14 protein-coding genes (1 of these 14 running past the window's edge) are annotated in these 19,178 nt (G+C 69.1%); 12 read left to right on the top strand and 2 right to left on the bottom strand.

The features are described from left to right. The 10 genes from argJ to MX659_RS06555 all read left to right on the top strand — a co-directional run bounded on the left by argJ (position 1) and on the right by MX659_RS06555 (position 10,801). The gene (gene argJ, locus MX659_RS06600; RefSeq protein WP_323745498.1) at positions 1–1,215 is read left to right on the top strand and encodes a bifunctional glutamate N-acetyltransferase/amino-acid acetyltransferase ArgJ; all 1,215 of its coding nucleotides are present in this window, start codon (positions 1–3) and stop codon (positions 1,213–1,215) included. Continuing rightward, positions 1,212–2,105 (top strand): acetylglutamate kinase, encoded by an 894-nt coding sequence (gene argB / locus MX659_RS06595; protein ID WP_267192686.1) that lies wholly within the window; start codon positions 1,212–1,214, stop codon positions 2,103–2,105. Before argJ ends, argB begins: the two co-directional genes overlap by 4 nt. Further along, a complete protein-coding gene (locus MX659_RS06590) occupies positions 2,106–3,308 on the top strand; it encodes an acetylornithine transaminase (RefSeq protein WP_267192685.1) in 1,203 nt (400 codons plus the stop codon). Beyond that, the gene (gene argF / locus MX659_RS06585) at positions 3,308–4,243 is read left to right on the top strand and encodes an ornithine carbamoyltransferase (RefSeq protein WP_267192684.1); all 936 of its coding nucleotides are present in this window, start codon (positions 3,308–3,310) and stop codon (positions 4,241–4,243) included. Before MX659_RS06590 ends, argF begins: the two co-directional genes overlap by 1 nt. A gap of 20 nt (positions 4,244–4,263) precedes the next feature. Continuing rightward, positions 4,264–4,698, top strand: coding sequence for an arginine repressor (locus MX659_RS06580; protein WP_323745497.1), 435 nt, complete (start codon positions 4,264–4,266; stop codon positions 4,696–4,698). A gap of 65 nt (positions 4,699–4,763) precedes the next feature. After that, a complete protein-coding gene (locus MX659_RS06575) occupies positions 4,764–5,990 on the top strand; it encodes an argininosuccinate synthase (RefSeq protein ID WP_267192682.1) in 1,227 nt (408 codons plus the stop codon). Between the two features lie 3 nt (positions 5,991–5,993). Further along, entirely contained in the window at positions 5,994–7,424 is a 1,431-nt protein-coding gene (gene argH, locus MX659_RS06570) for an argininosuccinate lyase (protein ID WP_267192681.1), read from the top strand. A gap of 9 nt (positions 7,425–7,433) precedes the next feature. After that, positions 7,434–9,167 (top strand): DNA polymerase/3'-5' exonuclease PolX, encoded by a 1,734-nt coding sequence (gene polX, locus MX659_RS06565; protein ID WP_267192680.1) that lies wholly within the window; start codon positions 7,434–7,436, stop codon positions 9,165–9,167. Between the two features lie 28 nt (positions 9,168–9,195). After that, positions 9,196–9,843, top strand: coding sequence for a DNA-3-methyladenine glycosylase (locus tag MX659_RS06560; protein WP_267192679.1), 648 nt, complete (start codon positions 9,196–9,198; stop codon positions 9,841–9,843). Positions 9,844–9,847: 4 nt separating this feature from the next. Continuing rightward, positions 9,848–10,801 carry an NGG1p interacting factor NIF3 gene (locus MX659_RS06555; protein WP_267192678.1) on the top strand — a complete coding sequence of 318 codons (954 nt, stop codon included), beginning with the start codon at positions 9,848–9,850 and terminating at the stop codon, positions 10,799–10,801. A gap of 56 nt (positions 10,802–10,857) precedes the next feature. Here the strand turns inward: MX659_RS06555 and MX659_RS06550 are convergent, their stop codons facing one another. After that, on the bottom strand, positions 10,858–13,056 hold the full coding sequence (locus MX659_RS06550; protein ID WP_267192677.1) for a PBP1A family penicillin-binding protein: 2,199 nt from the start codon (positions 13,054–13,056) through the stop codon (positions 10,858–10,860). 137 nt (positions 13,057–13,193) lie between these two features. Here MX659_RS06550 and MX659_RS06545 point away from each other — a divergent pair, with 137 nt between their 5' ends. Then, the gene (locus MX659_RS06545) at positions 13,194–15,599 is read left to right on the top strand and encodes a DUF3656 domain-containing U32 family peptidase (protein WP_267192676.1); all 2,406 of its coding nucleotides are present in this window, start codon (positions 13,194–13,196) and stop codon (positions 15,597–15,599) included. A 9-nt stretch (positions 15,600–15,608) separates the two neighbouring features. Here the strand turns inward: MX659_RS06545 and MX659_RS06540 are convergent, their stop codons facing one another. Then, positions 15,609–18,038, bottom strand: a complete 2,430-nt coding sequence (locus tag MX659_RS06540) for a PBP1A family penicillin-binding protein (RefSeq protein WP_267192675.1) — start codon at positions 18,036–18,038, stop codon at positions 15,609–15,611. Between the two features lie 358 nt (positions 18,039–18,396). Between MX659_RS06540 and tyrS the strand changes: the two genes are divergently transcribed. Beyond that, on the top strand, positions 18,397–19,178 hold the 5' portion of the coding sequence (tyrS, locus tag MX659_RS06535) for a tyrosine--tRNA ligase (protein ID WP_267192674.1). 424 nt of this gene lie beyond the right edge of the window; the window shows 782 of its 1,206 coding nt (coding positions 1–782); the start codon lies at positions 18,397–18,399; its stop codon lies beyond the right edge, outside the window.

Genomic DNA, 19,178 nt, shown 5'->3' with positions numbered 1-19,178 from the left:
GTGCTGGAAGGAATCGCATACGTGGACGGGGGCGTGCTCGCGCCGCAGGGCTTCTTGGCGGCCGGCGTGAGCGCCGGGCTGAAGCGGTCGGGCAAGCGCGACGTCGCCGTGATCGCTGCGCAGGACCGTTGCCCGACGGCCGCCGTGTTCACGCGCAACGCGATGGCGGCAGCGCCGGTGCTCGTCTCTCGCGAGCACGTCGCGGACGGTCACGCCCGGGCGGTCGTCGTGAACGCCGGCAACGCCAACGCGTGCACGGGCGAGCGCGGGCGGGCTGACGCACAGGCGATGGCCGAGGCGGCCGCAGCCGCGCTTGGGTGCGGCCCGCAAGACGTGCTCGTCGCCTCCACAGGGGTGATCGGCGTCCCGCTCCCGGTCGATCTGGTGATCGCCGGCATCAAGGAGGCCGTCGAACGCCTCGACGTGATCGGCGGCGATGCGGTCGCCGAGGCGATCATGACCACGGACACCTTCCCGAAGCAGGTCGCGGTCCGCATCGAGGTGGACGGCAGAGCCTACGCGGTCGGCGGCGTCGCGAAAGGCAGCGGCATGATCAGGCCGGACATGGCCACGATGCTCGCGTTCATCACCACCGACGCCCCGCTCGACCCGCGCGCCTGCGATGCGGCGCTGCGCCAGGCGGTCGAGGTGACGTTCAACCGGGTGACCGTGGACTCCGACACCTCAACCAACGACACGTGCGTGCTCATGGCGAGCGGGGCGGCAGGCGGTGCTGCCATCACGCCAGACGACGCGCGCTTCGCGCCTGTCGCAGTCGCGATCGAGTACGTGTGCGGCGAGCTCGCACGGATGATCGCGCGCGACGGCGAGGGCGCGACGAAGCTCATCACCGTCACCGTCACGGGCGCGCGCGACGAGAGCGACGCGAAGCGGGCCGCCTTCGCGATCGCTGAGTCGCCGCTCGTCAAGACGGCGGTCTTCGGCGGTGACGCCAACTGGGGCAGGGTCGCGATGGCCATCGGCAAGTCGGGCGCCGCACTCGACCCGTCGCGTGTCCGCATCGTGTTCGCTGGCGTCCTCACCTGCGAGAACGGCACCGCGGTCCCGTTCTCGGAAGAGGAGGCCGCACGAGCGCTCAGCGGCCCGGAGGTCGAGATCGTCGCAGACCTGGGTGCAGGCGAGGCGTCGGCGACGGTGTGGACGTGCGACCTCACCTACGAGTACGTGCGGATCAACGGGGAGTACCGCTCATGAACGAACACATGCAGACGCTTCTCGACAAAGCGCTCACCCTGACCGAGGCGCTCCCGTGGATCAAGCGCACGTGGGGCCGGACGGTCGTCGTGAAGTACGGCGGGTCGGCGATGACCGATCCGGCGATGCGCGCATCGATCGCCGAGGACGTCGTGCTGATGAAGCTCGTCGGCGTCAACCCGGTGATCGTGCACGGCGGCGGCCCTGACATCACAGCATACATGCAGCGCCTGGGTCTGCCGGTGGAGTTCCGCAACGGTCTGCGGGTGACGCCGCCAGAGGCGATGGAAGTCGTGAAGATGGTTCTGGTCGGCAAGAACAACAAGGACATCGTGAGCGACATCAACAGCCACGGCAGGTACGCCGTCGGCATCTCAGGCGACGACGGGAACCTCATCCGGGCCCGGCAGCTCGACCCTGAGCTCGGCATGGTCGGCGAGGTCACGGGCATCGACACCACGGTGGTCGACAACCTCATCGGCGACGGCTTCATCCCGGTCGTCGCGACCGTCGGTGCGGGAGAGGACGGGTCGTCGTACAACATCAACGCCGACACCGCTGCAGGCGAGATCGCCGCGGCGCTCGGCGCAGAGAAGATCATCTTCCTCACCGACGTCGACGGCCTGTATGCGGACTTCACCGACAAGGGCTCGCTCATCAGCGCGCTGTCGCTCGAGCAGGCCCGTTCGATGGTCACCGCTGGCGAGGTCGAGAAGGGCATGCTGCCCAAGGTGCAAGCGTGCGTCCGGGCCCTCGAAGGCGGCGTGTCGCGCGCACACATCCTGAACGGGACCACGCCGCATGCGCTGCTCCTCGAGGTCTACACCGATGCGGGCGTGGGCACGATGATCACCCGCAACGGCGCGCCGACTGAAGGCGAGGTGAGCTGAGTGGGCGAAGCGCTGACGCGCGCAGTCGATCTCGACGCTCGGTACGCCTGGCCGACCTACGCGCGCAAGCCGGTGCTGTTCGTGCGCGGTTCGGGGATGCGCCTGTACGACGAGGACGGCGCCGAGTACCTGGACTTCGTGGCCGGCATCGGCGTCGTGAACCTCGGGCATGCGCACCCGGCGGTGTCGCGTGCGGTCCGAGAGCAGGCCGAACGGCTCGTCCACGTGAGCAACCTGTACCACGTCGAGCACCGCGCCGAACTGGAGGAGCGCTTGTGCACGCTGTTCGGCGAGCCGTCGCGCGTCTTCTTGTGCAACTCCGGCACGGAGGCCGTCGAGGCGGCCATCAAGCTCGCGCGCGCGTGGGGTAGGAGCGTGCGCGGGGAGAAGTGCTTCCGCATCGTCGCAGCCGAACGGTCGTTCCACGGGCGGACGTTCGGAGCGCTCTCGGCGACGGGCCAGGCGAGCAAACAAGCGAAGTTCGAGCCGCTCGTGCCCGGCTTCACCCACGTGCCGCTCAACGACATCGACGCGCTCGAGCGCGCGCTTGGTCCCGACGTGTGCGCGGTCCTGCTCGAACCGGTCCAAGGCGAAGGCGGCGTGTTCCCGTGCGACGTCGAGTACCTCAAAGCGGTGCGGTCGCTGTGCGACGAGCGCGGTGTGCTGCTCGTCCTCGACGAGGTGCAGGCGGGCCTGTATCGGACGGGCCCTGTGTTCGCGCACCGCGCGTACGGCGTGCGTCCGGACGTCATGACGCTTGCGAAAGCGCTCGCCAACGGACTGCCGGCGGGCGCCGTGCTCGCTCGCGCGCAGGTCGCGGAGGTGCTGTCGCCCGGCGACCACGGCTCCACGTTCGCGGGCGGTCCGGTGGTGTGCGCGGCCGCGCTCGCCACGCTGGATGCGCTGACGTCAGAGCGCCTGGGCGAGAACGCCACGAGGGCAGGCGCGTACCTGCGCGATGCGCTCGAACGCTTCGGCGAACGCACCGGGCTGATCGCAGAGATCCGCGGCGCGGGGCTCATGGTGGGCGTGACGCTCACCCGTCCCGTCGCCAAGACCCTCGCCGACGCAGCGCTCGAACGCCGGGTGCTGCTGAACCCGATCGGCGACGATATCGTCCGCTTCCTGCCTCCGCTGGTATGCACAGAATCCGAAATTGATACACTATCAGCCGTGATGGACGACATTTCGAAGGGGCTGTGATGCAAAGTCTTATGGGCAGGGACCTCCTGACGCTCGGCGAGCTCACGCCCGAGGAGCTCACGGCGGTGCTCGACCGGGCAGACGCGCAGAAGCGGGCACGGGCGAACGCGCGGCGCTCGCCGCAGATGACGGGCCGTTCGGCGGCGCTGATCTTCATGAAGCCGTCGATGCGCACGCGCGTCTCGTTCGAGCTCGCGTGCGTCGATCTGGGCCTGCACCCGGTGGTGCTCGGTCCCGGCGATGCCTTCTCGCGCAACGAGACCATCCACGACACCGTCAAGGTCCTCGAGCGGTACGTGGACGTCATCGTCATCCGCACCTTCGCGCAGGCAGACGTCGAGGAGATCGCGCTGCACGCGTCAGTGCCGGTCGTCAACGCGCTCACCGACGACTACCACCCGTGCCAGGTGCTTGCCGATCTGCTCACCATCCGCGAGCGCAGGGGCGCTCTTGCCGGCCTGCGTCTCGCGTACGTCGGCGACGGCAACAACATGGCGAACACCCTCATGCTCGGCGGAGCGCTCGCCGGGATGGACGTGGTGGTGGCGTCTCCTGCGGGGTTCGAGCCGAAGGAGCGCTTCGTGCACGACGCCGTGGCGCTCGCTGAGCGGTACGGTACCGGAGCTTCGATCCGCGTGATCCGCTCGCCTGAGGAGGCGGTGCGTGGCGCCGACGTCGTCGTCACCGACACCTGGGCGTCGATGGGCCAAGAGGCCGAGCACGACGCACGGGTGGCGGCATTCCGTGGCTACACCGTGACGCCGGAGCTCATGGCGCTGGCCAAGCCGGACGCGATCTTCATGCACTGCCTGCCTGCACACCGGGGCGAAGAGGTGCTCGACGAGGTCATCGACGGACCGCAGTCCGTGGTGTTCGACGAAGCGGAGAACAGGTTGCACGCACAGCGGGCATGGCTCTCGCTGGTGCTCTCGTGACGGAGGGGTGGTCGATTCACGTGCGGAAACGCAAGCAGCGGCAAGAGGCGATCCGCAAGATCGTCCGGCGGGAACACATCAAGACGCAGCGCGAGCTCGTCGATCGGCTGAGCCAGCACGGCTTCGACTGCACGCAAGCGACGGTGTCGCGCGACATCGCGGACATGGGGCTCCGGAAGCTTTCCGAGGGCTTCTACGTGCTGGCGGAGGACCTGCACCTGCAGCGGATGATCTCCGAGCTTGTCGTGTCGGTGGTGCGTTCCGGCCAGCTCGTGCTCGTCAAGACGACCGCGGGTGCCGGGCAAGGCGTGGCGGCGGCCATCGATGGGGCCGAGCTCGACGAGGTGCTCGGCTCGATCGCGGGCGACGACACGATCCTCATCATCGCGCGCAGCGACGCAGAAGCGCAGGCCGTGGTCGAGAGCATCGAGCGCTACCGCGGCAAGCGTCAGTAGGAACGGACGGCGTCGCGCGGACCTCGACGTCTCGCGCGGCCTGGCAGAAGGAAGGCGGTCAGTCAGTGACACGACCCACGTGCGTCCTCGCGTACTCCGGCGGGCTCGACACCTCGGTGGCGATCCGGTGGCTCATGGAGAACAAGGGCGTCGACGTCGTCGCGCTTGCCGTGGACGTCGGGCAGGAGCGGCAGGACCTGGAGATGGTCCGCGCCAAGGCGCTCGCCATCGGCGCGGTCGAATCCATCGTGAAAGACGTGCGCGAGGAGTTCGTCAACGACTTCCTGGCGAAGGCGCTGCGAGCGAACGCGCTGTACGAGAACAAGTACCCGCTGCTCTCCGCGCTCTCGCGCCCGATCATCGTGAAGCACCTCGTCGAGGAGGCGCACCGCTGCGGCGCGCGCTACATAGCGCACGGCTGCACCGGCAAGGGCAACGACCAGGTGCGGTTCGAGGTCGGCATCGCCGCGCTCGACCCCGACATCGAGGTCATCGCGCCGGTGCGCGAGTGGGAGCTCAAGACGCGGGAGCAGGAGATGGAGTACGCGGCGCGGTACGGGATCCCGGTGCCCACCACGAAGTCGAGCCCGTACTCGATCGACGACAACCTCTGGGGCCGCGCCATCGAGTGCGGCGTGCTCGAAGACCCGTGGGTCGAGCCGCCGGCGGACATCTACACGCTCACGGCCGACTCGCGCGGCGGCGCGTGCGACGAGCCGGAGTACGTGGAGATCTCCTTCGAGCAAGGTCTTCCGGTGGCGCTCGACGGGACGCCCATGAGCTTCCACGACATCATCGTGCGCATGAACGAGATCGCCGGCAAGCACGGCTTCGGGCGGATCGACATGATCGAGAACAGGCTCGTCGGCGTGAAAAGCCGCGAGATATACGAGGTGCCCGGCGCGCTCACGCTCATCACGGCCCACAAGGCGCTTGAGGACCTCTGCCTCGAGCGGGAGCTTCTGCACTACAAGCTCGGCGTCGAGCAGAAGTGGGCCGAGCTCGTCTACAACGGCATGTGGTACTCGCCGCTCAAAGAGGCGCTCGACGGCTTCATCGACACCACGCAGCAGCTGGTCACGGGCGACGTGCGTCTGCGGTTCTACAAGGGGTCGTGCGTGACGGTCGGCAGGCGCTCGCCGTACTCGCTGTACGACTACAATCTTGCGACCTACGATGCGGCCGACACCTTCGACCACAAGGCCGCCGCGGGCTTCGTGCAGCTGTGGGGGCTTCCCACGAAGGTGTGGGCGCGCCAGCGCCGCAAGGTCGGCAAGGAAGGCGAGGTGTAGGCGATGCCCGCGGCGCCGGAAGGCGGCGCGACCCCCTGGAGCGGGCGCTTCGAGCGGACCCCCGAGCGCTTCCAGCAGCGGTTCGGGGCCTCGCTGCCCGTCGATCGGCGTCTGTACGCCGAGGACATCGCCGGCTCGATCGCGCACGCGCGCATGCTGGGCACGCAAGGCGTGCTGTCCCACGAGGACGTCGAGGCGATCGTCCGCGGCCTCATCGGGATCCGCGAGGACATCGAGGCCGGACGGCTCGAGTTCGACGTCGCGTCCGAGGACATCCACATGGCCATCGAGCAGGAGCTCACGCGCCGGATCGGCGAGGCGGGCAAGCGGCTCCACACCGCGCGCTCGCGGAACGACCAGGTCGCGACCGACGTGCGGCTGTTCGTGAAGCGGCGCGCGCACGAGCTCGTGGCGCTCGCGAACCGCCTGCGCTCCACCATCGTCGATCTCGCAGAGGCGCACCTCGGCGCCGTCATGCCGGGATACACGCACCTGCAAAAGGCACAGCCGGTGCTGTTCTCGCACCACCTGCTCGCGTACTTCTGGATGCTCTCCAGAGACGTCCGTCGCCTGAAAGCGGCGTACGACGCTGCCGACGCCTTGCCCCTCGGGTCGGCCGCCCTTGCGGGCACCACGTTCCCGATCGACCGCGGTGCGGTCGCTGCCGAGCTCGGCGTTTCGGCGGTCGTCCCCAACTCGATGGACGCGGTGTCGGATCGTGACTTCGCGGCAGACGCGATCTACGCGTGCGCGCTCGGCATGGTGCACCTGTCGCGCTTGTGCGAGGAGCTGGTGCTGTGGTCCACAGAGGAGTTCGGGTTCATCGTCCTCGACGATGCCTGGTCGACAGGCTCCAGCATCATGCCGCAGAAGAAGAACCCTGACTTCGCCGAGCTCGTGCGCGGAAAGACCGGCCGTGCGATCGGCGACCTCGTGGCGCTTCTTGTGACGCTCAAAGGGCTTCCGCTCGCGTACAACAAAGACATGCAGGAAGACAAAGAACCGCTGTTCGACGCGCTCGACACCTACGCGGACGCGCTCGTGGCGGTCGAGGGCATGCTTGCGACGATGCGGGTGGACACGGAGCGCATGGCGGCGGCCGCGCTCGGCGGCTACATGGCCGCGACCGACCTCGCCGATCTGCTCGCCTCGAAAGGAGTCCCCTTCCGCGAGGCGCACGAGATCGTGGGCCGTCTGGTGCTCGAGTGCGAGCGGTCGGGACGCAGGCTCCAGGACCTGAGCGCAACCGAGCTCGCCGCAGCGTCTCCGCACCTCGGCGAGGACGCGGTCGCGGCGCTGGACATCGCCGAGGTGGTCGCGCGCAGGACCAGCGAGGGCGGCACGGCGCCGGAGCGCGTCCGCGAGCAGCTGGCCGACGCGAGCGCCGTGCTCGCGGCCGACGAGCGGTGGCTCGCGGAGCATCCGCCGGCCTAGGAGGCCCGCGTGGCCGAGCTCGACAACGCAGCCGTCGCGCGGGTCCTGGAGCAGGCGGCCGACCTGCTCGAGATCGCTGGCGCCGACAAGTACCGGTACCTCGCGTACCGGACGGCGGCGCGCAACGTGCGGTCGTGGCCCGAGGAGATCGCGCGGACGGCGGCCGAAGGCCGGCTCACCGACGTCCCTGGCGTCGGCGCCAAGCTTGCGAAAGCGATCTCGTCGATCCTCGTGCGCGGGTCGTTCCCCGAGCTCGACGAGGTCTCCGCCGTGTTGCCGCCGTCGCTCGTGACCTTGATGCAGGTCCCTGGCGTAGGCCCGAAGACGGCACGGGCGCTGTACGACGCACTCGGCGTCAGCACCATCGACGAGCTGGAGCGTGCCCTCGACGACGGGAGGGTCCGCGCTCTGCCGGGGTTCGGCGAGGCGACGGTCCGCTCGCTCAAGGAGGGCGTGGAACGGTATCGACGGCTGGGCGAACGGATGCTGCTCGCGGACGCTTTACCGCTCGCGGAGAAGGTGGCCTCTGCGATCGCGTCCGTGCCGGGCGTCGTGCACGCCGAGCCGGCAGGCAGCATCCGCAGGCGCAAGGACACGGTGGGCGACATCGACATCTTAGTGGCGAGCACGGACCCGCACGGCCTCGCGGTCGCGCTCAGGGAGATGCCCATCGTCGCAGACGTCCTGGCGAGCGGCGAGGCGTTCCACCGGCTGCTCACCGCGGGCGGCACCGAGGTGGACGTGCGCGTGGTGCCGCCGGAGTCGTGGGGTGCTGCCTTGCAGCACTTCACGGGCTCGGCCGCGCACAACGTGAAGCTGCGAGAGCGCGCGAAGCGGATGGGCCTCAAGGTGAGCGAGTACGGCCTGGCGCGTCGATCCGATGGCGCTGCGCTGCCGTGCGGGTCCGAAGACGACGTGTACCGCGCGCTCGGGCTCGCAACGCCCCCGCCGGAGATCCGGGAGGACTCCGGCGAGATCGAGGCCGCGGAGGCAGGCACGCTCCCTCGCCTCGTCGAGGTCGGCGACATCCGCGGCGACCTGCACGTGCACTCGGTGGCGACAGACGGACGCTCGACGCTCAGGCAGATCCGCGAGCGGGCGCGAGATCTCGGCTACGAGTACGTGGCGGTGACCGACCACGCGCTCGGCCTGCGGATGGTGGGCGGGATGGACATCGACGCGCTCGAGCGTCAGTGGGACGAGATCGATCGCCTCAACGGCGACGAGCCGGGCCCGACGCTCCTGAAAGGCGTGGAGCTCAACATCGACGACGCGGGGCAGGTCGACTATCCGCCGGACGTGCTGGTGCGGTTCGACCTGTGCATCGCCTCGCTCCACACGGGGTGGGGGCAGCCCCGGGAGGTTTCGACCGCCCGGGTGCTGGCCGCGATGGAGAACCCGTACGTGGACGTCATCGGGCACCTGACCGGCCGCATCCTCAGGCGCCGCGAGCCGATCGCGCTTGATCTGGAAGCCGTCGTCGCGAAAGCGGCCGAGACCGGCACGGTGCTCGAGCTCGATTCGTATCCGGACCGTCTCGACATCGATGATGGCGTCGTGCGGATGGCCGTCGAGGCGGGGGCGCTCATCTCCATCGACACCGACGCGCACGAGGCCGCGCAGATGGCGTTCGTGCGCTACGGCGTATGGCAGGCGCGACGTGGATGGGCGACGCGCGAGCATGTGCTGAACGCGAGGCCCCTCGCCGAGATGCTCGGCGCGCTGAAGCGCCGGCGCGCCTGACCGGTGCCGTCCCGTATAATCAAGCGCCATGGCGGGATTCGATCTGCATACGGCACGGCCGCTGCCGGCGAGCTTCTTCGCGCGCCCAACCGCTGAAGTCGCGCGCGACCTGCTCGGCAAGGTTCTGGTGAGCCGCATCGGCGGCCGCGTGACGGGCGGGAGGATCGTGGAAGTCGAGGCGTACCTCGGTGCGGACGACCCTGGCTCGCACGCTGCGACGAAGGGCATCACGCGTCGCAACGCTACGATGTACGGTCCGCCGGGGCACGCGTACGTGTACTTCACCTACGGGAACCATCATATGCTGAACCTCGTCACAGAGCCGGAAGGCACCGCGGGCGCGGTGCTCGTCCGCGCGATCGAGCCGCTGATCGGGCACGACGTGATGGTCGAGCGCCGGGGCAGGAGCGGCAGAGCGTGCACGGACGGGCCGGGCAAGGTGGCGGCCGCGCTCGGCGTGACCCTCGAGCACAACGGCGCCCCGCTCGCGCCGGACAAGGCGTTGTGCTGCTACGACGCGCCGCCGCACGACGAGGAGATCCGCACGAGCGGGCGGATCGGCCTTTCGGCGGGCCACGACGCGGAGCTCAGGTTCTACCTGGGCGGCAACCAGTACGTCTCGAAAGCCAGGCCAGGCCCACGGCGCCGAGCGCGCCGGGGCTCGGACGAAAGGTGAGGCCATGAAGCTTGGCGAGATCTACCGTACGTGCATCGAGGTCGGCGTGCGCAACGACGAGCGGGGAGAGGACGGCGTCAAGCGCGTCTTGGACGCGGCGCGAGCCGAGTACGAGAAGCTCGATGAGTCCGAGCGCGCGTTCTTCGACGAGGAGCGGCTGACGAACCCGTACGACGACACCCGCATCTGCGTGGGGTCGCCAGACGACGAGATCCGCGGGCTCATCGTCGGCATCGACATGGAGGTCGGCGAGGTGCTCGTCGCCGACCGTCTGCGGGAGCGCGGCGCGCCCATCGACCTCATCTTCTCGCACCACCCCGAAGGGCCCGGCTACGCGAATCTGCATCGGGTGATGGCGATGCAGGCCGACCTCTGGGCTGCGCAGGGCGTGCCGATCGGTGCAGCCGATGCGCTCATCGCGCCGCGGGCCGAGGAGATCCGGCGGCGCATCATGCCCGTGAACCACTACCGGGCGATCGATGCTGCGCGAGCGCTCGGGTTCGCCTCGATGTCGTGCCACACGCCTGCCGACAACGCGGTCAACCGGTTTGTGCAGCGCCACCTCGACGAGGCCGCTCCGAAGACGCTCGACGACGTCGTGAAGGCGCTGCGCTCGATACCGGAGTACGCCGACGCGGCCAAGAAAGGCTACGGTCCGGCGATCGTCCAGGGCAGCGGCTCGCAGCGCTGCGGCAGGATCGTCGTGGACATGACCGGCGGCACCGAGGGGCCGACCGATGCGCTCGACCGGCTCTCGCACGCGGGCGTCGGCACGCTCGTCGGCATGCACTATTCGGAGGAGCACCGCAAGCGCGCCGAAGAGCTCAAACTGTCGCTCGTCATCGCTGGTCACGTGTCGTCGGACACCCTCGGCATGAACCTCGTGCTCGACGAGATCGAGCCCAAGGGGATCGAGGTCTTCGAGATCTCCGGCATGGTGCGCGTGCGCAGGTTCTGAGCGCGCATCGCCGGTGCGCGTGCAACGGCCCCGGAGGAGCTCCGGGGCCGTTCTCGTCACGGCGTCGTCGTGGGCTCAGGGGTGCTCGTCGGTTCCGGCGGTGGAGGCGGTGGCGGCGCGTTCGGGTCGGGCCCCTTGCTCACCACGATGCGCACCGTCTCGCCTGGAGCGAGCTTGGTTCCGGCCGCCGGTGTCTGCGAGATGACGCTGCCCTTCGGGACGGTCGCGCTGTACGCGTGCGACACCTCCACCACGAACTTGGCGTCTTCCAACGCCTTGATAGCGGCCGCCTCGGTCATCCCGAGGAGGTTCGGGACCTTGGTTGTGGGGACGTCCCACTCCTTCTTCCAGGTGTACTTCGGGGCGGGCGCGGGCGGGAAGTCGCGCACGGGCCTGTCCTTGAGCGCCTGGATCATGAAGTCGTGCCAGATCTGGGCGGGGAATGTGCCGCCGAACACCCGTCGGCCGTGCACGTTGCGCATCGGCTTTTCGGGCGTGTAGCCCATCCAGACGGAGCACACCAAGTCAGGCGTGTAGCCGACGAACCACGCGTCGCGGTAGTCCTGCGTGGTTCCAGTCTTGCCGGCGGCCGGGCGGCCGATTCGGGCGCGGGTGGCCGTGCCGCCGGTGATGACGCCCTTGAGGATCTTCGTGGCGGCGTACGCGATCGACCGGTCGAGCACCTGCTCGCCTTCCGGCTTCGCCTCGAAGATCACCTTGCCGCTTGCGTCTTTGATCTTCGTGACGGCGACAGGGGGGTAGTGGCGGCCGCTCGCTGCAAGCGTGCCGAACGCCGACGCCATCTCGAGCGGAGTCACGCCTTGCGCGCCGAGCGTCAGGGACAGGTACGGCTTGAGCGGCGTCACGATGCCCATGCGCTTCGCGGTCTTGGCCACCTTCTCCGCGCCGAGCTCTTTGATGAGCCGGGCGTAGCACGTGTTGACGGAGCCGACGGTGGCTGCCTGCAGCGTGATGTAGCCTTTGCCGTGCCCCTCGGCGTTGTTCACCACCCACGGCGCGCCGCCGGTCTTGATGATCGCCGGAGACGAGGAGTCCAGCTTCCGATGGGGAGGCATGCCTTCTTCAAGCGCCGTCACCAGCGTGAAGACCTTGAACGCGGACCCCGCCTGGCGATGCGCCTGCGTCGCGAAGTTGAACTTGTTCTTCGCCCAGTCCTTGCCACCGACGAGCGCCTTGATGTACCCGTTGCTCGGGTCGATGGCCACGAGCGCCGCGTCAGGGTCGTTCGGTCTGTCGAGCACGTTGCGCACCGCGTTCTCGGCGAGCGTCTGCATGCGGGTGTCGAGCGTCGTGTACACCGTGAGCCCGCCTTTGAACACGAGCGCGGTCCCGTACTTCTCCTGCAGCACCTTCTTCACGTGCGCCACGAAGTAGGGAGCCTCGTACACCCCGGTCTCCGCCACCGCCGGGGCCCGCTTGAGCGCCAGCTTCTCTGCCTTGGCCTTCTCGTACTCCTCGGCAGTGATGGCGCCAGTCTCGTACATGCGCTTCAGCACCCACTGCCGCCGCGCCAAGGCCGCGTCGGGGTTGTCGTACGGGTTCAGCCGGCTCGGCCCTTGCGGGAGCCCCGCGAGGAGCGCCGCCTCCGCGATGGTGAGGTCAGAAGCGTGCTTGCCGAAGAAGGCGAGCGCGGCCGACTCCGCACCGTATGCGCCTTCACCGAAGTAGACCGTGTTGAGGTACATGCTCAAGATGTCGGACTTCGACATGCGCTTCTCGAGCTGGTAGGCGAGGTACGCTTCGCGCACCTTGCGTTTGAGCGAGATCTCGAAGCGCTCGTCGGCGAGCACGGTGTTGCGCACGATCTGCTGGGTGATGGTCGAAGCGCCCTCCTGCACCCCTCCCGCGCGCAGGTTCGCGACGACGGCGCGAAGGATGCCGACGACGTCGACGCCGTGGTGCGTCCAGAACCGCTCGTCCTCGACGGCCACGATGGCCTTCTGCAGGTGTGGCGATATCTTCGTGAGTGGAACGACCACGCGGTTCTCGAGGTACAGGTTCGCGAGCAGCTTGCCGTCGGCCGAATAGATGCGCGTCGTCTGCGCGACAGCGAAGGCGCTCTTGTCGTCGACGCTCGGGAGACCCTTGAGCCAGCCGCTCACGACCGTGGCGCCAGCTGCAACCGCGATAGCGCTCGTGAACAGCACGCTCGCAGCCGCCACGGCGAGCACGGTGAGCGCCGTGCGGGCAGCCGTGCGCTGCGAGCGCCGGCGGAGTCGAGCTCTGCGCGACATAGGCCTCCTTTCGTCCGCTTCATTGTGACGGGAAAGCCGAGCCCGTGCCAGGCAGTGCTTCGGCCATTCGAGTACCATACCCTGCAGAGGCATCTCGATGGAATGTACGACGCGCTCCCGACACCGGACTGCTACCCATGGTCCCACGCCCTGACACGGCGATACCCGAGCTGCTCGCTCCAGCGGGCGGTCCGCGCGCGCTCATCGCCGCTGTCAATGGCGGCGCGAACGCGGTGTACCTGGGGCTTCCCCGCTTCAACGCGCGGCGTGGCGCCGAGAACTTCGATCCGGAGTCCTTGCGGCGGGCGTGCGACTTCGCGCACGCACGAGGCGTCCGCGTGTACCTCACGGCGAACGTGCTCGTGATGCCAGATGAGATGGGCGAGCTCCTCGCGCTCGTGGCCGACGCGTGGTCGGCGGGCGTGGACGCCGTGATCGTCCAGGACCTCGGGGCGGCCCGTGCGCTCCGCGAATCGCTCCCGGAGGTGCGCCTGCACGCCTCCACGCAGATCGACGCGCACGATCCGGCGACGGTGCGTCAGCTGGAGCGCCTCGGCTTCGCTCGCGTGACCCTTGCGCGCGAGACGCCGCTCGACCGGATCGCCGAGATCGTCCGTGCCGGAGGCGTCGAGGTCGAGACGTTCGTCCATGGCGCGCTGTGCTTCTCGTACTCGGGACAGTGCTTGCTGTCGTCGGCCATCGGGGGCCGGTCTGCGAACCGCGGCATGTGCGCGCAGCCGTGCCGTCTGCCGTACGACCTGCTCATCGACGGCACGGTCGTCGCGACGCCTGGGCGCTACCTCCTGTCGCCGAAAGACCTCGCGGCGATCGAGCGGTTGCCGGACCTCGTGCGCGCTGGCGTCTCGGCGCTCAAGATCGAGGGGCGCGCCAAGGCTCCGGAGTACGTCGCCGTGGTGACGGCGGCATACCGGGCCGCCCTCGACCGCTTCGCCGAGGATCCGGAGGGCTGGTCTGTGCTGCCATCAGAGCTCGAGATGCTCGAGGAGGCGTTCAGCCGAGGGTTCACGGACGCCTACCTGGACGGGCGGTCCGGCAACGAGATGATGGCCTACGCGCGTCCGAACAACCGGGGCGTCGCCGTCGGCCGCGTGGTGGCTGCAGACCGGCAGCGCGCCACGATCGCCCTCGAGCGCTCGCTCGACGCCGACGACACGATCGAGTTCTGGACGACGCGCGGTAGGCACGCGCAGCGGGTCGGTCCGCTCGAGGTCCGCGGCGTGCGCGTGAACGCCGCGCCAGCAGGAGAGCGCGCCACCGTGGCCGTGGAACGGCCGGTCGCGCCGGGCGATCGCGTCTTCCGCGTCGCGAACGCGTCGCTCGCGGCCGCTGCGCGCAGGACGTTCGAGCCGGCCTCTGCCCTCGACGTGCGGGTCGCTGAGGTGGACGTGGACGTCGCGCTCAAAGTCGGGCAGCCGGTACGCATCGTCGTTCGCGCCGAAGGCCACGAAGGCCGCGCCGAAGGGCCGGTCGTCGAGCCGGCACGCACGCGCCCCGTGAGCGTGGAGGACGTCGTCGAGCACGTCGGGCGGATGGGCGGGACAGGGTACCGGCCGCGGTCGTGGGCGGTCGACCTCGACCCCGACGCCGGGATCGGGTTCTCGGTGCTGCACCAGGTGCGGCGCCAGGCGCTCGAGGCTCTGGACGAGGCGCGCCTGCGTCCGTGGCGGGAGCGCCTCGTTCCCGCGAGCGTCACGCCGCCTGACCTTCCGGCACGAGCGCCCGCGCCCGCTACTCCTGAGCTCGTCGCGGTCGTGTGGACGCCGGAGCAGGCCGAGGCGGCGCTTCGCGGCGGAGCGGACGCGGTGTTCATGCGCGTCGTCCGCCCGCAGGACCTGCTCGCCGCTCCTCGCGGGGTGTGGCCCGCGTTCCCGCGCGTGACGCCGCAGGGCGATGTCGCCGAGTGGCTTCGCGCTGGCGTGCCGGCCCGAGCGCTCGCTGGGACGCTCGGGGTGCTCGACGTCCTCGTGCGCGCCGGAGCGCAGACCGAAGCTGACTGGCCGCTCAATGCGATGAACCCGTGGGCGGCCGCGACGCTCGCCGATCTCGGCGCGCACCGGGTGTGGCTGTCTCCGGAGCTGCCGGGCGCGCTCGTGCGCAGCGTCGTGACGAGGTCGCCCGTTCCCGCAGGCGTGCTTCTCGCGGGGCGCCTGGAGCTCATGGTCGCCGAGCACTGCGTGCTCGCCGCGGCAGGCCGTTGCTCTCCGTCGTGCGAGGCGTGTCCGACGCGCAGCAGGCGAGCCGCGCTTCGCGACCGCAAGGGATTCGAGATGCCGATCGTCGTCGACGCGGCAGGCCGCTCGCACATCTACAACGCGGTGCCGCTCGATCTCGCGCGCGTGCTCGCCGAGGTGGTGGAAAGCGGCGTGGCGGCAGTCCGCCTGGACGCGTCCGTCGAGCCGCCGGAGGAGGTCCGCCGGCTTATCGCCACGCTGCGCGCAGCGATCGACGGCGGTGCGGACGCGCGCGAGACGACGCTGTACGAACCGTCTACCACGGGGCACTACTTCCGGCGTGTCTCGTGATGCGTCGGCTCAGCGCACCTGCACGGTCGCAGTCTTGCTCTGGGCCGCGCCCCGGTCGTCCGTGACCCACAAGGTGACGGTGTAGGTCCCGGGCGAGGCGTACGCGTGCTGCACCGTCTTGCCGTTCACGATGGGGCTGCCGTCGCCGAACTCCCACGCGTACGTCACGATTGTGCCGTCGTCGGTCGATCCCGATGCGTCGAACGTCACGGCTTCGCCTGCGCGGGGGTTCGCGGGCGCGACGGTGAAGGACGGCTGGGGCGGCTGGTTGGGTTCGGGGCCCTTCGAGACGACGATGGTCACGACGGTCTGCGTGGTCCCGACGCTTCCGGCCTTCGGGCTCTGGTCGAAGACGATCCCGACCGGCACCGTGGAGCTCGGCCGTTCGACGACCTTGAACAGCAGCATGAGCTTCTTGAGCAGCGCAAGGGCCTCTTCTTTGGCAATGCCGATCAGGTTCGGCACTTGAATCTCAGTCGGCTGGGTGTGGATCTCGCACTTCTCGGGCAGGTGATCGGCAAGGAAAAGACCGGAGGCCGTTTGCGTGCAGAACTCGCTTGCCAGCTGGCCGGACTGGAGGCAGATTCTCGCGGTCTTGAGGCCAGAAGGCTTCTCGAAGTCGCGCTTCGGGGTCTTGGCGAGCGCCTGCTTCATGAACGCTGTCCAGATCTCCGCCGGGAACGAACCGCCGGTGATCTTCCGGCCGTGCACCGAGAGCATCTCGCGCTGCGCGTCCGGGTAGCCCACCCACACCGCTGCGACGAGGTCCGGCGTGTAGCCCACGAACCACGCGTCGCGGTACTGCTGCGTAGTGCCCGTCTTGCCGGCGGCAGGTCTGCCTATCTTCGCGGCCTTGCCGGTGCCTTTGGCGATGACGCCTTTCAAGATGTCGGTTGTGAGGTACGCGACCTGCGCCGAGATCGCTCGCGTCGAAGCAGGCTTCGCAGTCTCCAGCGGCGTGCCCTTCGCGTCCAGCACCTCGGTGATGGCATGCGGGGTCGTGCGCATGCCGCCGTTGGCGAGCGTCCCGTACGCTGCGGCCATCTCGAGCGGGCTCACGCCTCTGTCCAGGCCGCCGAGCGCGATGGCCGGGACCGGCTTGATGGGCGTCGTGATGCCCATGGACTTGGCGGTCTCCGATACCGCCTCGGCGCCCGTTTCGAGCACCAGGGCCGCGTACACCGAGTTCACGGACTTCTCCGTGGCCTCGCGCAGCCTCATCGGTCCCTTCCTGCCTCCCGGCGCGCCCGTGACCTTCCACGTCTGGCCGTTCGGGAGCGTGAAGGAGCGCGGGCCGCACTCGAAGGTCTGCTCGGGCGAGATCCCTGTGCCGAGCGCTGTGACCAGCACGAACGGCTTGAAGGCCGACCCAGGTTGCCGCAGCCCCTGCACCGCCACGTTGAACTGCTGCGTGGCGAAGTCGCGCCCGCCGACCATCGCTCGTATCTCGCCGGTTGCGGGGTCGATGGCGACGAGCGCCGCGGACGGATCGTCTGCGCGGTCGAGCCTCGAAGCGATCGCGCCTTCGGCCGCCTTCTGCATCGCCGTATCGAGCGTCGTCTTCACGGTGAGCCCGCCACGGTAGACCATGTCTGCGCCGTACTTCTCCGTGAGCATCTGTTTCACGTACTCGACGAAGTACGGCGCCACGCTGCCGGCGCTCTTGTGAGCCGCAAGCCCGATGTCCGACGCCGACGCCTTCTTAGCTGCTTCTTCGGTGATGAATCCCAGGTCGGCCATCTGCGAGAGCACCGTCGCGCGGCGCTGCTTGGCGGCCTCCATGTCGATGAACGGCGAGTACCGGCCGGGCGACTTGATCACGCCGGCGATCATCGCGCACTCTGCGAGGTCGAGGTCGCTCACGTGCTTGCCGAAGTAGGTCTGCGCCGCCGCCTCGACTCCGTACGCACCGTGGCCGAAGTAGATCGTGTTCAGGTACAGCGCGAGGATCTGGTCTTTCGTGTACTTGTGTTCGAGCCGGTAGGCGAGCATGGCCTCCATCACCTTGCGCTTGAGCGTCCGCTCTGGCGTCACGATCGCCACCTTGACGTACTGCTGCGTGATGGTCGACCCGCCGTGCAAGACGTTCGGCCGCGTGATGTCGACCCACAGCGCGCGCAGGATCCCGAGCGGATCCACGCCTTTGTGCTGGTAGAAGCGCTGGTCCTCGGTGGCGATGACCGCCTGCCTGAGCTCGGCGGGGATCTTCTCGAGCGGCACGTCGGTGCGGTTCTGTTCCGCGAACAGTTTGGCGATGACCTCGCCGTTGCGGTCGTAGATGACGGTGGTCTGATCGCGGCCCTTGAGCGGAGCGCCGATGTCGGGAAGCTCTCGCGCCACGGCAGCGTACGTCACGCCGGCAGCGACGAGTGCCGCCCCGAGGAGCACGAGAAGGGCGACACCGAGCCGCTTGATCCACGACCGCCGAGATGCCGTCACGCGGCGCGCCCTGTTCCGCGCCGGCCGAGCGCTCTTCGGCGCCTGGGCCCGACGCGGAGCCTCGGCGGTACGCGAAGACGTGCGGGGCGCAGCGGTCGTCGAGCGAGCGCGCGCTGCGCCGACGGTGGGCTCGGCCGTGCGGCGTCTCGGCCGTGGCCGAGGCCGGGCAGGTCTGTCGCTGCTCCCGCGTGAGGAGCGGCCGTGCGGGGATTCCATGTCCGTGTCAGCCTCTTTCGTGAGCTGCGGGGCGCCCCGTGGGGCGCGTTCCGTCGTGCTAGTATGACGGTCGAACGCCCGGGCGGCCAACCCCGGCAGTCACCCGTGAACCGGTCGTCACCTCGCGAACAGGAGCGGCAGATTGGACGTCGTCGAGCAGCTGCACATCATCAAGAGCGGCATCGCGGACCTCGTCCCCGAAGGGGACCTCGTGCGCAAGCTGGCGGAACGCCGGCCTCTGCGGGTCAAGCTCGGCGTGGATCCGACCGCGCCCGATCTGCACCTCGGGCACGCGGTCCCGCTGCGCAAGCTGCGGCAGTTCCAGGACCTGGGTCACACGGTCGTGCTCATCATCGGCGACTTCACCGCGCTCATCGGCGATCCGTCCGGCCGGAACACCACGCGGCCGGCCCTCTCGCGCGAGGCGGTCGAAGCGAACGCTGCGACGTACATCGAGCAGGCGTTCAAGATCCTCGATCCCGAGCGCACGGAGATGCGCCGCAATTCGGAGTGGCTCGCCGGCCTGCGGTTCGAAGACCTGCTTCGGCTCACGAGCCAGTTCACTGTGGCCCGGATCCTGGAGCGCGACGACTTCCAGAAGCGCTACCGGGAAGGCATCGGGATCTCGCTGCACGAGCTGCTGTATCCGGTCGCGCAGGCCTACGATTCTGTGGCGATCGAGGCCGACGTCGAGCTCGGCGGCACCGACCAGCTCTTCAACCTGCTCGCGGGCCGCGATCTGATGGAGCGTCTCGGGATGAGCCCCCAGGTGTGCCTTACGCTTCCGCTGCTCGAGGGGACCGACGGCGTTCAGAAGATGAGCAAGAGCTACGGCAACTACATCGGGCTGACTGATGAGCCGGCCGAGATGTTCGGCAAGGTGATGTCGATCCCTGACGAGCTCATGGTGAAGTACTACCGGTT

The sequence above is a fragment of the Parvivirga hydrogeniphila genome (assembly GCF_023371205.1).
Taxonomy (GTDB): domain Bacteria; phylum Actinomycetota; class Coriobacteriia; order Anaerosomatales; family Anaerosomataceae; genus Parvivirga; species Parvivirga hydrogeniphila.
The sequence above is the reverse complement of the archived record's forward strand: the minus strand, read 5'-3'. Positions and strand labels throughout refer to the sequence as shown.

Coding starts and splice junctions, on each gene's coding strand:
- argB (WP_267192686.1), top strand. CDS start 1,212: ATGAACGAACACATGCAGACGCTTCTCGACAAAGCGCTCACCCTGACC.
- argF (WP_267192684.1), top strand. CDS start 3,308: ATGCAAAGTCTTATGGGCAGGGACCTCCTGACGCTCGGCGAGCTCACG.
- argH (WP_267192681.1), top strand. CDS start 5,994: ATGCCCGCGGCGCCGGAAGGCGGCGCGACCCCCTGGAGCGGGCGCTTC.
- MX659_RS06560 (WP_267192679.1), top strand. CDS start 9,196: ATGGCGGGATTCGATCTGCATACGGCACGGCCGCTGCCGGCGAGCTTC.
- MX659_RS06555 (WP_267192678.1), top strand. CDS start 9,848: ATGAAGCTTGGCGAGATCTACCGTACGTGCATCGAGGTCGGCGTGCGC.
- MX659_RS06550 (WP_267192677.1), bottom strand. CDS start 13,056: ATGTCGCGCAGAGCTCGACTCCGCCGGCGCTCGCAGCGCACGGCTGCC.
- MX659_RS06545 (WP_267192676.1), top strand. CDS start 13,194: ATGGTCCCACGCCCTGACACGGCGATACCCGAGCTGCTCGCTCCAGCG.